The 13,023-nt window shown below is 72.8% G+C and carries 10 protein-coding genes; 8 read left to right on the top strand and 2 right to left on the bottom strand.

What is annotated here, in order from left to right; all coding sequences use genetic code 11:
• The first annotated feature begins 250 nt into the window (after window positions 1-250).
• Window positions 251-1,144, top strand: coding sequence for a YihY/virulence factor BrkB family protein (locus I3F54_RS13130; protein ID WP_240118896.1), 894 nt, complete (start codon window positions 251-253; stop codon window positions 1,142-1,144).
• A gap of 256 nt (window positions 1,145-1,400) precedes the next feature.
• Here the strand turns inward: I3F54_RS13130 and I3F54_RS13135 are convergent, their stop codons facing one another.
• Both I3F54_RS13135 and I3F54_RS13140 read right to left on the bottom strand, forming a co-directional pair.
• Window positions 1,401-3,458 (bottom strand): RbtT/DalT/CsbX family MFS transporter, encoded by a 2,058-nt coding sequence (locus I3F54_RS13135; RefSeq protein WP_240118897.1) that lies wholly within the window; start codon window positions 3,456-3,458, stop codon window positions 1,401-1,403.
• 84 nt (window positions 3,459-3,542) lie between these two features.
• Entirely contained in the window at window positions 3,543-4,364 is an 822-nt protein-coding gene (locus I3F54_RS13140; protein ID WP_240118898.1) for a DeoR/GlpR family DNA-binding transcription regulator, read from the bottom strand.
• 331 nt (window positions 4,365-4,695) lie between these two features.
• Between I3F54_RS13140 and I3F54_RS13145 the strand changes: the two genes are divergently transcribed.
• The 7 genes from I3F54_RS13145 to I3F54_RS13175 all read left to right on the top strand — a co-directional run bounded on the left by I3F54_RS13145 (window position 4,696) and on the right by I3F54_RS13175 (window position 12,960).
• Window positions 4,696-5,763: a sugar ABC transporter substrate-binding protein gene (locus I3F54_RS13145; protein WP_240118899.1), complete on the top strand. Its 1,068-nt coding sequence runs from the start codon at window positions 4,696-4,698 to the stop codon at window positions 5,761-5,763.
• A gap of 84 nt (window positions 5,764-5,847) precedes the next feature.
• On the top strand, window positions 5,848-6,684 hold the full coding sequence (locus I3F54_RS13150; protein ID WP_240118900.1) for an ATP-binding cassette domain-containing protein: 837 nt from the start codon (window positions 5,848-5,850) through the stop codon (window positions 6,682-6,684).
• Window positions 6,681-7,934 carry a sugar ABC transporter permease gene (locus tag I3F54_RS13155; RefSeq protein WP_240118901.1) on the top strand — a complete coding sequence of 418 codons (1,254 nt, stop codon included), beginning with the start codon at window positions 6,681-6,683 and terminating at the stop codon, window positions 7,932-7,934. Before I3F54_RS13150 ends, I3F54_RS13155 begins: the two co-directional genes overlap by 4 nt.
• Before the next feature lie 260 nt (window positions 7,935-8,194).
• Window positions 8,195-9,736, top strand: coding sequence for an FGGY-family carbohydrate kinase (locus tag I3F54_RS13160; protein ID WP_240118902.1), 1,542 nt, complete (start codon window positions 8,195-8,197; stop codon window positions 9,734-9,736).
• Window positions 9,729-11,240, top strand: coding sequence for an FGGY-family carbohydrate kinase (locus I3F54_RS13165; RefSeq protein ID WP_240118903.1), 1,512 nt, complete (start codon window positions 9,729-9,731; stop codon window positions 11,238-11,240). Before I3F54_RS13160 ends, I3F54_RS13165 begins: the two co-directional genes overlap by 8 nt.
• Window positions 11,237-11,896: a histidine phosphatase family protein gene (locus I3F54_RS13170; RefSeq protein ID WP_240118904.1), complete on the top strand. Its 660-nt coding sequence runs from the start codon at window positions 11,237-11,239 to the stop codon at window positions 11,894-11,896. Before I3F54_RS13165 ends, I3F54_RS13170 begins: the two co-directional genes overlap by 4 nt.
• Window positions 11,893-12,960, top strand: coding sequence for a 2-hydroxyacid dehydrogenase (locus I3F54_RS13175; RefSeq protein ID WP_240118905.1), 1,068 nt, complete (start codon window positions 11,893-11,895; stop codon window positions 12,958-12,960). Before I3F54_RS13170 ends, I3F54_RS13175 begins: the two co-directional genes overlap by 4 nt.
• Window positions 12,961-13,023 lie beyond the last annotated feature (63 nt).

Below are 13,023 nucleotides of genomic sequence, written 5' to 3' on the forward strand. Positions count from 1 at the left end.
ACACCGAAATCGCGATCATGGAGAAGGGGCTTGCATCCCGCTCGAACCGGTAAACGCAGCGGCGTTGTGGATCCTGTCAGGACCCCCGGCGGAGCGCACCTGGATTCCCGGTCCCGGCCTTTCGGACGAAGGACGCGTGTCGTGCGGCGGACCCGCCGTGCGTCGGCCGGTACGGTCGGGCGGCCGGAGTTCACCGGATCCCGTGGAGGGCAGGACGGCGAGGATCAACCGCGAGCGTATCTTCAGGACGTTGACGTTCTGGCTGCGTCCTGCTTTCGCGTTGCGCGTCGTCAACCGCTTCCAGAGGATCGTCGGTTTCGACCGTTCGATGGCTCTGGCGTCGAGCGCCCTCACCACGCTGATTCCGCTCGCCGTCCTGCTGGGAGCCGTACTGGGCGGCCTGGTCCCGTCGGACGCCTCGGAGCGGATCATCCATCGCTACGACCTCGACGGAGCCGGCGCCGAGGCGGTCGACTCCCTCTTCTCCGCCTCGCAGACGGCGGGCGCGGGCGTGGGCGTCCTCGGAGCGCTCTTCCTGACGATCTCAGCGCTCAGCTTCGCGCGCGCCGCGCAACGGCTCTTCGAACAGACGTGGGAGCTCAAGCCCCTCAGCGTGCGCAACTCGCGCAACGGCCTGTGGTGGATCGCCGGTCTCGGGGGCTACATCCTGGTCACCGGGTGGATCTCGATGGTGCTCGGCGGCAGACTGGCGCTGTCGGCCGTGGTGTGCGAGGCGGCGGTCAACGCGGTGTTCCTCGTCTGGAGCGGCCGGATCCTGTCGGCAGGACGCATCGCCTGGCCGGACCTGATTCCCTTCGGCATCACCGCCACCATCCTCCTGGCGGCCTACTCACTGGGCGCGGCCCTGTATCTGCCGCGTCTCTTCAACGTGTACGCGTCCCGCTACGGCGTCGTGGGCGCGGTCTTCGCCATGCTCTCGGCCCTCTTCACCGTGATGCTCGTCCTCGTCGCGTCGGCCGCGCTGGGCCGAGAGGTGCGCGAAGAGCTCATCCTGATCCGTCAGGGCCGGCGCCCCTCCGAGCGGGAGGTCCGACGACAGTGGGACAGCGTCGTCGAGCAGGCGGTCTCACGTTGGCGCCGGGCTCGGGAGGACGTCTCCCACCACCCTGGGCAGCAGCACTGACCCGCGGAGCACCGGGAGCCGGCTCTGCGGCCGGCCGGGCCGGAGTACCGGCGTGCCCTCGCCGTCGGCGTCCCCGTCTGCACCCACCGGTGGCCGGGCACGCCCCCGGCGGATTCGGCCAGGACCTGTCTCCCCGGCAGGGCACGGAGCCGGACGGCAGCGGCAAGGGTTCCCTGCAGTCCGGGCGGTGGTGTCCCCGGCCCGCTCCGGCCCCGGCAAGCAACGCGGCCTGCTGCCGCGGCGCCGGCCGGGTGGCTCAGCGGGCGGCGTTCCCGCCGGGAGGGTCGCCTCCCGCCAGGCGTGCCAGCACGGTCGGCAGGCCCGTCAGGGTGGTGATCACGGCGTCGGGCTCCGCGAGCTGCCGCAGAGTGGGGGCGTGGCTGGCCTCCCCCCGCAGCATCCAGACGGTCCGCATGCCGATCCGGTGGGCCGGACGGACGTCGTTCTCCAGTCTGTTGCCCACGTGCAGAGCGCGTTCGGGCGGGACCGCGGCCCGGGCCAGCGCATGCCGGAACACAGCCGGATCGGGCTTCTCCGCACCGACGTCGTCGGAGAGCGCGGTGACGGTGAGGAGCTCACGCAGCCCGTCGCGCTCCAGGGCGGCCAGCACCTGGCCCGGGGAGTTGGCCACGATGCCCAGGCGGTAGCGGCCGGCGAGCGCGGTGAGGACCGGTACGACGTCCGGATAGAGCGCCTCGGCGGGGTAGTGCCAGTGCCGGCGGGTGAGGCGACGCAGCTCCTGCTCACGACCGGGGACGAACGCCGCCGCGACCGCCCGGTGCAGTGAGCCCGCCCCGCGTTCGCGCTGCGCGTCGTAGAGGTGCCAGAACTCGGCCTCGTCCACGGTGTTGCCGCCCAGGTCGCATGCCGCCCGGTACAGGGCCTGGGCGAAGCAGTCGTCGTCGTACAGCGTGCCGCCCACGTCGAACAGGATCAGCTCCACGTCCTGGCCGGGGGTCGGACGCAGCCGTACCGGATGGCCCAGCAGAGTGCCGCCGGCCCGGGCGGCGAGCCCGGCCACGTCCGCGGCGGCCCGCTCGGTCTGCGGGCGTCGGCCGCGGTCGGCCGTCTCGCCGGGCAGCCGCAGGAAGGTCGTCATCACGGCGCTCGACGCGTACAGCCCGGCGAAGACCCACATGACACCCGCCACGCCGAGGGGCGCGAGCAGGACTCCCACGATCGCCGGTCCCACGAAGGCCGAGGCGCCGGCGCCGAGGTTCAGCGCCGCCATGGCCTGGCCCTTGTGCTGCGGCGCCAGCGACGGCATGAGTGCGGACAGCGGGACGTAGCCGGCCAGAGTGGCCCCGTACAGACCTGCGACGAGCAGGGCGAGGGGGTAGTCGTCCCCGGCGGCCGTAGGCACGTAGTACAGCAGGAGTGTGGTGATCGCGCAGCCCACGCCGCCGAAGACGGCCACCGTGCGACGCCAGCCGAAACGGTCCCCCACCAGGCCGAAGAGCAGGTTGAAGACGATGTTCACGGCGAACATCACGGTCAGCAGGCGAAGCCACTGCGAGAGGCTGAATCCGATGGTCTCCGTGAAGAAGATCGGCAGGAAGACCAGATAACCGAACTCGGGTGCGGTGTTGATGATCCTCACCAGGCAGCCGACGCCGATGCGGGGGTTGCGCCACACGATTCTGACGCTTCCGAGGAGTGTGGCCAGCGGCCGTTCGCCCTGTGGTGCCAGGCGGCGTCCGCCCGTCGGGTCACGCACGCCGAGGAGGGCGATCAGTCCACCGGCGGCCACCAGGAGCAGAGCGGCCCACAGAGTCCGGTAGGCGCCGATGCGCGGCACGAGACCGCTGGCCACCAGGGAGCCCAGGGTGGGCAGTCCGCCGGTGAAGGCGAACCAGAACCATCCGGCGGCGCTGCCGAGCCGGGCCGCCGGTGTCGCGGCGGCGATCCACACGAGGAAGCCGAAGGCGAACAGCGGGAACCCGAACCCCCGCAGTCCGTAGGCGGTCAGCAGGAGGGGGTAGTTCACCGTCGGGACCGCGACCACGAGGAAGAGGAGCTGGAAGGCGACCCAGACGGCCAGGCCGGCCCACATCACCCGGCGCGGCCCCCAGAGGTCCGAAAGCGCTCCCGACAGCCAGGCGGCGATGCCGGCGCTGACGCCGTACACCGTGAACAGCAGGGCCACCCCGTTCCCGGACACGCCCTGGTCGGTCAGGTACGGCGACAGGTAACCCGACTCGACACCGTCGCCGATCATGAAGATCAGGACACCGGGGAAGCCCCAGGCCAGCGGCCTCGGTATGCCGAGGCGGTCGAGCCGTCCCCGGTGCGCTCGCTGTGTCTTCGCGTCCAACGGTGCGTCCACGGCGTCCGGCGGAGTGGGACCTGTCCCCCGAGTCCCAGTAACGCACCGCTCGCCCGCGGCCGCACGTGCACGCTACGCGCGGCCCACCGGCGCGATACGCACCTGGGCGCCCCCCTCCCGCAGCGCCGCGATCTCCTCGTCGTCGACACCCGAGTCGGTGACGATCTGGTCGAAGCTGTCCAGGGGGGCGAGCAGGTAGGGGGCGCGGCGGCCGAACTTGGCGTGGTCGACGAGCAGTACCGAGCGGTCGGCGCACTGCATGAACGTCCGCTTGACCTCGATGGTCGCCTCGGACCGGTGGTAGCAGGCGCCGGCACTGACCGCGGTGGTGGACATGAACAGCAGGTCGGCCCGCAGGTTCCGGATGGCCTGTGCTGTCTGGTAGCCGAGGCACGCCTCCTGAAGGGGGAAGTAGCGGCCACCGAGGGTGACCACCTCGATGCCCTTCACGGCACCGAGGGCCCGTACGAGCGGGAGGAAGTTGGTCACCACCGTGAGCGGCGCGGCCGCGGCCAGGTGGGGCTGCAGCGCGAGGGCCGTTGTGCTCTCGTCGACGAAGACGGTCTGCCCCCGGTGGAGGGACTCGGCGGCGACGGCGGCGATGGCTTCCTTCTCGGCGTTGAGCGCCGCCGTGCGTTCGCGTACCCCCGCCTGCTGGAGCGCGGAGGGGTTGGCCGTGGCACCGCCCCTGACCTTGGTGAGCCACCCCTCCTCGGCCAGAGCGTCCAGGTCGCGGTGCACCGTCATCACGCTGACCTGGAGCACCCGGGCGAGGTCGTCGATCCGTGTGAAGCCCTGCCGGAGCACCTCGCGACGTATCACTTCACGCCGCTCGCTCAGGCCGAGACCGGACCGGTCGTTGTCCTCCGCCACGACGAGCTTCTTGTCATCCATGCACCTCAAGGTACCTGTCACCGCGCGTGCCGGGAGACGGACGGCGCTGCCTCGGATTGCGAAGACGTAACAGAAAACACCAGCAGCCTTGTCAGATTTAACATCCGTGGAGTTAGATCTCACATACCCGCAGGGCGGAGCCGTCGAACACCGGCTCATCCCGAGGAAGCGGTCCCCGCGCTCCACGAAAGCGGCAGGAACCGGTCCGGCCATGCGGGCTCCTCATCCACCCGGCCCGGGGCCGACGGCTCCGCTCCCCCGCGTCCCGCACCGCGCGTGCCGCGCCCCCGGCCACGCCCCAGCCGCTCCGGCGGCGGCGAAGGAGAATCCGATGTTCAAGCACCGCGCCCTGAAGGCAGCCACCGGCGTGACGGCGCTCGCCGCTCTCGCCACCCTCACCGCATGCGCCGGCGGCACGTCGAACTCCGGCTCGGCGAAGATGAAGGTCGCCTTCCTGATGCCGGACATCGCCTCCACTCGTTACGAGCTCTTCGACAAGCCGCTGTTCGAGGCGAAGCTGTCCTCCCTCTGCGCCGACTGCGAGGTGGTGTACGCCAACGCGAAGGCCGACCCGGCGACCCAGCAGAGACAGGCCGACTCCGCGCTCGCCCAGGGCGTCAAGGCGCTGGTGATCGACCCGGTCGACTCGGCCGCCGCGGCCACCATCGTGAACAGGGCGCACGCACAGGGCGTGCCCGTCATCGCCTACGACCGTCCCATCCCCGACGGCAAGGCCGACTACTACGTCTCGTTCGACAACGAGGCGATCGGCCGGATGATCGCCAAGTCCCTCGTGGACCACCTGAAGGAGACCGGCGCCAAGGGCGGTCTGCTGGAGGTGAACGGCTCCCCCACCGACGCCGCGGCGGGCCTGATCAAGAAGGGCATCCACCAGGCCGTCGACCCGAGCGGACTGAAGCTGCTCGACGAGTACGACACCCCCGGCTGGGACCCCACCAAGGCACAGAACTGGGTCAGCTCCAAGATCACCCAGTACAAGGGGAGGATCGCGGGCGTGGTCGCGGCCAACGACGGCACGGCCGGCGGCACGATCGCCGCCTTCAAGGCCGCGGGGATCGACACGGTGCCGCCCGTCACCGGCAACGACGCCGAACTCGCCGCCGCGCAGCACATCGTCGCGGGCGAGCAGTACAACACCATCTCCAAGCCCATCAAGACCGTGGCGGAGGCCGCGGCGGAGATCGCCTACGGGTTCGCCCAGGGCGAGACCCCCGCCGCACCGACGTCGATCTTCGACACCCCCGCCCGGCTGTTCGAGCCGACGGTGGTCACCCTCGACAACCTCGCCGTCACCCTGATCGACAACGGGCCCTTCAAGACATCCGAGATCTGCACGGCCGCCTACGCCGAGGCCTGCCGCAAGGCCGGCATCGAGTAGTCACCCCCGTCATCCCCACCCGAGGGTTCCGTCAGGCCGCTCCCCGGGGCGGCCTGACGGCCCCAGACCATGCGAGGCAGACTCATGCCCACATCCGCAGCCGCCGGGCCCAAGGGCGCCCCGACGCCCGTGCTGTCCCTGCGCGGGATCAGCAAGACCTTCGGCGCGGTCGCCGCCCTCACCGGCATCGACCTCGACGTCCACGCCGGTGAGATCGTGGCGCTCGTCGGGGACAACGGGGCCGGCAAGTCCACCCTGGTCAAGGTGCTCGCGGGCGTCCACACACCGGACGCCGGCGGCACCCTGTCCTTCCAGGGGCGCCCGGTCGCCGTCCCCGACCCGAGCGCCGCCCAGAAGCTGGGCATCGCCACCGTCTACCAGGACCTCGCGCTGTGCGAGAACCTCAACGTCATCCAGAACCTCTTCCTCGGCCGTGAGATACGCCCGCACCGGCTCGCCGAGGTCGAGATGGAGACCCGGTCCTGGGAGCTCCTCGGCCAGCTCTCCGCGAAGATCCCCAGCCTCCACACGCCGGTCGCCTCCCTGTCGGGAGGGCAGCGCCAGACCGTCGCCATCGCGCGGTCCCTCCTGGGCGATCCCAAGCTGATCATCCTCGACGAACCCACCGCGGCCCTCGGCGTCGCCCAGACCGCGGAGGTCCTCAACCTGATCGAGCGCCTCCGGGAACGCGGACTCGGCGTGATCATGATCAGCCACAACATGTCCGACGTGAAAGCGGTCGCGGACCGGGTGGCGGTGCTGCGTCTGGGCCGCAACAACGGCGTCTTCGACGTGGGTTCCGTGACCGCCGAGGAAGTCGTCGCCGCGATCACCGGAGCCACCGACAACGTGGTGGCCCGCAGGGCCGCGAGCCGCTCCGCCGACCATGCCTCCGCCCGCACCCCAGAGGTGACCCCGTGAACGACACCACGACCGACATCCGGCCCGTCGCCCTCGACCTGCGTGACGAACGCCTGCGCGTCCACACCGGGATACGCGGCACCGCCCGCGCACTCGCCGACCGCTTCCGCTCCGGGGACCTGGGTGCCCTCCCCGTGGTCGCCGGCCTGATCGTCATCTGGACGGTGCTCGACACGGCCAACCCGACCTTCCTCTCCAGCGCCAACCTGGGCAACCTCGCCATGGAGAGCGTGCCCGTGGGGGTGATCGCCCTGGGGGTGGTCTGCGTCCTGCTGGTCGGCCAGATCGACCTCTCCGTGGGCTCGGTCAGCGGCCTCGCCGCCGCCGTCATGGCGCTCTTGTTCGTCGACCGGGGGCTGCCGTGGCCCCTGGCCGTGCTGGCCGCCCTGACCGCGGGAGCGCTGATCGGCTGGTTCTACGGGCAGGTGTACAACCGGCTCGGGGTACCCAGCTTCGTGATCACCCTGGCCGGCCTGCTCGGCTTCCTCGGCATCCAGCTCGGGATCCTGGGCGAACGCGGTTCGGTCAACATCCCCTTCGACTCCGCCCTGGTCCACTTCGCGCAGACGGCCTACGTCCCCGTGTGGCTGTCCTACCTCCTGGCCCTGGGCGCGGCGGGCGGGCACTTCGTCAGCGGCTTCGCCCGCGCCCGGGGGCGTTCGCGGGCGGGTCTGTCCGCCCCACCGTTGCGGCTGACCGCGCTGCGGTCGGGCGCCCTGCTGGTTCTGCTGGAGTCCGGTGTCTGGTACCTGAACCGCGCCCGGGGCGTCGGCTGGATGTACGTCGCCTTCGTCGCTCTCGTGATCGCCGCTCACCACGTCCTCACCCGCACCCGGTGGGGCCGGACCCTGTACGCCGTCGGCGGCAACGCCGAGGCGGCGCGCCGGGCCGGCATCGACGTACGGCGGGTGTACACGGGCGCCCTGGTCACCTGCACCACCCTCGCCGCGCTCGGCGGGGTGCTCGCCGCCGCCCGCCTGGCGTCGGCGAACCAGAGCAGCGGTGGGGGTGACGTGAACCTCAACGCCATCGCGGCGGCCGTCATCGGCGGCACGAGCCTCTTCGGCGGCCGGGGATCGGCCTTCTCGGCTCTTCTCGGCGTCACGGTCATCCAGTCCATCTCCAGCGGTCTGACCCTGCTCAGCCTCAGCTCCGCCTACCGCTTCGCCGTCACCGGAGGCGTCCTGCTCCTCGCGGTGGCGCTGGACTCGGTCGCCCGGAGGTCACGGGCCTCGCACGGACGCGGGTGACCGGCGGCACCCCGCCCCCGCCGCGCGGCGACGGCCGCCAGGGCACGCCCCCACCGCCCCGGTCCACCGGCCGGGGCCGGGCCGGACGGCCCGCCGAACCCCTGTCCGGCCCGGCCCCGGACCGTCACCCCGCCGAACGCCCGTCCGGCCCGTCAAGCTGGAGGGGTGGGACGCACACCCGCCCACCGGAGACGCCGGGCCGCACCGCGGCCCGACCGTCCCCCTCACTCAGCAGTGCGCTGGGACAAGGAGCCATCCCGATGTCCGTGCTCGCGGTCGACGTCGGCACTTCCATGATCAAGACCGTTGTCCTGGACGACGAGGGCAACGAGATGGCCGTCGTACGCCAGGCCACCTCGGTCCGGCGTCCACGGCCCGGCTGGGCCGAACAGGACATGAGCGCGGTGTGGGAAGCCGTGGTGGCCACCGTCCGGTCCGCCCGGCGCCATGCCGCGGACGGCGTGCGCTTCATCGCCTTCACGGCGCAGGGCGACGGCTGCTGGCTCGTCGACGACAAGGGGGAGCCGACCGGGCCAGCGATCTTGTGGTCGGACGGGCGCGCCGCGCCCGCCGTCGAGGCCTGGCGGGCCTCCGGAGTCCTGGAGGAGGCCTTCCGCCGCACGGGATCGCTGACGTTCCCGGGTCTGCCCAACGCCGTGCTCGCCTGGCTCGCCGAGCACGATCCGGACCGGCTGGCGCGCTCCTCCGCCTCCCTGTACTGCGGCGGCTGGCTCTTCCTGCGCCTCACCGGTGTGACGGCCGTCGACGAGTCGGACGCCTCGGCCCCCTTCCTCGACCCCCGGACCCGGCACTACTCCCCCGGGATCCGCACACTGTTCGGTCTGGACTGGGCGGCGCGGCTGCTGCCCCCGGTACGCGACGACGACGGGCGGGTCGGGGAACTCACCGGCCGGGCCGCCGAGGAGCTGGGCCTGCCGGCCGGACTGCCGGTGGTGATGGCCCCGTACGACGTCGTATCGACGGCGATCGGCGTCGGCGCCACCGCACCGGGCCAGGCCTGCACGATCCTCGGCACCACGCTGTGCACCGAAGTGGTGCGGGAAGGCCTCGACACCGGGGGCGAGCCGTCCGGGCTGACCATCGCGGTGGGCTCGCCCGGCCGCACGCTGCGCGCCTTCCCCACCCTCGCGGGCACCGAGGTGATCGCCTGGGCCGTGCAGACCCTGGGCCTGGGCACACCGGCCGAGCTCGGCGAGCTCGCCGTCCAGAGCCCGCCCGGCGCCCGCGGCCTGGTCTTCCTGCCCTACCTCTCACCGGCCGGGGAACGGGCGCCCTTCCTCGACCCGCACGCCCGCGGCACGTTCTGGGGGATGAGCCTGGACCACCGGCCCTGCGACATCGCCCGGGCCGTCCTCGAAGGGCTCACCATGGTGATCCGCGACTGCCTCACCGCCTCCGGCGCCGCGACGGACGAACTGCGCCTGTGCGGCGGCGGCGCTGCCAGCGACGCCTGGTGCCGGCTCATCGCCGACGTCACCGGACTGCGCACCGTGCGGTCGGCCGACAGCGAGGTCGGCGCCAAGGGTGCCTTCCTGAGCGGTCTGGTCAGCCTCGGCGAGGAACCCGACATCACCACCGCCGCCCGCCGGTACGTACGCATCCGGACGGCCGACGAACCGGACGCGCAGCGCAGCGCGTTCCACGCGTCCCGCTTCGAGACGTTCCTCGCCCTTCGCGGCCTGTCCGCCAGGGGCTGGCAGGTTCTCGCCGGTTCCCCACCCTGCCCGGACACGTCCCCCCGCCCGGCCGGTACGACCTCCACCGGAGACCCTCATGCCTGAACCGGACCCCCGCCCCGAGGTGTGGCTGGGCATCGACCTGGGCACCCAGAGCGTCCGCGTGCTCGCCGTCGACGCGGCGGGAGGCACCCGCGGCTCCGGCGCCGAGCAGTTGCGGAGCCGCCGGGACGGTCCCCGGCACGAACAGGACCCCGAGCAGTGGTGGAGCGCGGTGCGCACGGCGTGCCGCCAGGCTCTCGGCGCGGTGCCCGGCACCCCGGTGCGCGGTGTCGCCGTGTGCGCCACCTCGGGCACGATCCTGCTCGCCGACGGCACCGGGCGCCCCCTGACCGCGGGCCTGATGTACGACGACTCCCGCGCCGTCGAGGAGGCCCCCCTGGCCGCCGAGGCCGGTGCCGCCCTGTGGGAACGGCTCGGGCACCGGCCGCAGCCTTCCTGGGCGCTGCCCAAGCTGCTCTGGTTGCTCGGCCGCCGCTCCCGCCTCCCCGCCGGGGCCCGGCTCCTCCACCAGGCCGACTACGTAGGTGGGCAGCTCACCGGCGGCCCGGTGGCCACGGACTCCAGCCACGCCCTCAAGACGGGCTACGACACGGAGCGCGGGACATGGCCCACCAAGCTCTTCGAGGACCTGCGGATCCCCGCGGGACTGATGCCCGACGTCGTACGGCCCGGCACCGTGCTCGGCGGCGTGTGCGCGCAGGCCGCCGAGGCCACCGGCATCCCCGAGGGCACCCCCGTGGTCGCCGGCATGACCGACGGCTGCGCGGCCCAGATCAGCGCGGGTGCCCTGGAGCCCGGTGCGTGGAACTCCGTGCTCGGGACGACTCTCGTGCTCAAGGGCGTGACCGCCCGGCGACTGCGCGACCCCCTGGGGGTCGTCTACTCGCACCGTGCCCCGGACGGGAACTGGCTGCCCGGCGGCGCCTCCAGCACCGGTGCGGGAGTCCTCTCCCGTGTGTTCCCCGGGCACGACCTCGCCCGGCTGGACGCCAGGGCCCAGCGGTACGAGCCGTCCAGCCTGGTGACGTACCCGCTCGCCTCCAGGGGAGAACGGTTCCCCTTCCTCGCCCCGAGGGCCGAGGGCTTCACCCTGGGGAACCGGCGCGGTGCCTCGGACGCCGACTACTACGCCTCGCTGTTGCAGGGTGTCGCGTTCGTCGAGCGCCTCTGCTTCGACTACCTCGGGCTGCTCGGCGCCCCCCTCGACGGACCGGTGACCCTCACCGGCGGCGGGGCCCGCAGCCGCTACTGGTGCCAGCTGCGCGCCGACGTCCTCGCCCGTCCCCTCGGGCTGCCGGACAACGCCGAGGCCGCGCTCGGCATGGCCGTCCTCGCCCGCGCGGGCACCACCGCCCCGCTCGGCGCCACCACCCCGCTCGGCGCCGTCGCCCGCGACATGGTGCGGCTGCGCGCCGTGGTCGAACCGCGGCCCGAGCACACCCGCCGCCTGCTGGAGAGCCATCTCAAGCTGGTCGACGCACTGCAAGAGCACGGCTGGCTGCCCACGGCCGTCGCCCGGCACGCACGAAGGAGAGCCCACCTGTGACCGATCTCGTACTCGTCCGCCACGGAGAGACGATCTGGCACGCCGAGAACCGCTACACGGGCCGCAGCGACATCCCGCTCACCCCGCGCGGGCGCGAACAGGCGGAGCAGCTCGCGGCGTGGGCCAAGCGCGCGCGACCGGACGCCCTGTGGGTCTCGCCGCTGCTTCGTGCCCGCGACACGGCCCGGCCGGTCGCCGAGGCCACCGGGCTGGAGCCACGCGAGGACCCCCGGCTGCGGGAGATCGACTTCGGGCGCGGCGAGGGACTCACCACCGCCGACATGCGCGACGTGTTCCCCGAACAGCTCGCCGCCTTCCAGGCCGACCCGGCACTCCACCACCTGCCGGACGGCGAGCGTCCGGCCGACGCCGTCGAACGGGGCATGGCGGCCCTGCGGGAGATCCACCGTCTCCACCCGGACGGCAGGGTCGTGGTCGTGGGCCACAGCACCCTGAACCGGCTGCTCCTGTGCCATCTGTTGGGAGTCCCGCTGTCGGAGTACCGGCGCCTGTTCCCCCTGATGCGCAACTGCGCGATCACCGAACTGCGCTTCCACGGCACGGACACGGCAGCACTGGTGCAGTTCAACACCCCCGCCGAAGCCTTCGGCGACTTCCCGGCCCCGGCCGCCGGACCCGAGGAGGAGACCCCGTGACCGTCAGGATCCTCGCCGCAGGCGACCACTTCGTCCACACCGGCCTGCTCGCCGACGCGCTGCGCGCCGGGCACGGCGGTCCCCCCGGGGGACTGGAGATCCGCGAGCTGCAGCTGCCCTGGCCCGTCGAACCCTTCGGCGACGTCGCCGAGGTGCACGAGGCGTCCGGCACGGAGGAACAGCTCATCGAGGCCCTCCAGGGCGTGCGGATCTGTGTGACCCAGATGGCTCCGCTCACCCGCCGGGTCCTGGAGGCATGCCCGGACCTCGAACTGTTCGCCGTCGGCCGCGGCGGGCCGGTCAACGCCAGCCTGGAGGCCGCCACGGAACACGGTGTCGCGGTGACGTACGCCCCGGGCCGCAACGCCACCGCGACGGCGGAGCACACCGTCGCCCTGCTGCTGGCCGCGCTGCGCCGCATCCCCCACACCCACCACGAACTGGCCCGGGGGGTGTGGCGCGGCGACTACTACCGGTACGACGAGGTCGGCATGGAACTGGCCGGCACCACCGTGGGACTCGTCGGCTACGGCGCCATCGGGCACCGCGTCGCCCGCATCCTCGGCGGCTTCGGCGCGGACGTCCTCGTCCACGACCCGTACCTGTCCTCGAACGCGGCGCCCGGAGTGCAGAACGTGAGCCTGGACGAGCTGCTGGCGCGGTCCCGGGTGCTGTCCCTGCACGCCCGGCTGACGGCGGACAACCGCGGCATGATCGGGGCCGAGCAGATCGCGGCCATGCCGGGTGGCTCCGTGATCGTCAACTGCGCGCGGGGCGGACTGCTGGACTACGACGCGGTCTGCGACGCCCTCGACCGGGGGCATCTGTTCGCCGCCGCCTTCGATGTCTTCCCCGAGGAACCCCTCCCGGCGGACTCGCGGCTGCTGCGCACCCCCGGCATCGTGATGACACCCCACCTCGCGGGTGCCAGCAAGCAGACCGCGCACCAGGCGGCCCGGATCTGCGCCGCGGAGACGGTCCGCCACCTGCGGGGCGAACCGCTGGCCCACTGCGCCAACCCGGAGGTCCTCGCCGGCCGCGGCGGGGCCGGCGGGAAGCCGTAGCGGAGGCGCTCCGGCGGAGGCGTGACGTCCCGGCGGGGGCGTCCCGCCTCCGCCGGGCGGTTC

This window comes from Streptomyces sp. MUM 2J (assembly GCF_022414535.1).
GTDB lineage: Bacteria > Actinomycetota > Actinomycetes > Streptomycetales > Streptomycetaceae > Streptomyces.

Excerpts from the sequence above, each read along its gene's own strand:
- I3F54_RS13140 (WP_240118898.1), bottom strand. The coding sequence starts at position 4,364 with ATGGATGACAAGAAGCTCGTCGTGGCGGAGGACAACGACCGGTCCGGT.
- I3F54_RS13145 (WP_240118899.1), top strand. The coding sequence starts at position 4,696 with ATGTTCAAGCACCGCGCCCTGAAGGCAGCCACCGGCGTGACGGCGCTC.
- I3F54_RS13150 (WP_240118900.1), top strand. The coding sequence starts at position 5,848 with ATGCCCACATCCGCAGCCGCCGGGCCCAAGGGCGCCCCGACGCCCGTG.
- I3F54_RS13160 (WP_240118902.1), top strand. The coding sequence starts at position 8,195 with ATGTCCGTGCTCGCGGTCGACGTCGGCACTTCCATGATCAAGACCGTT.
- I3F54_RS13165 (WP_240118903.1), top strand. The coding sequence starts at position 9,729 with ATGCCTGAACCGGACCCCCGCCCCGAGGTGTGGCTGGGCATCGACCTG.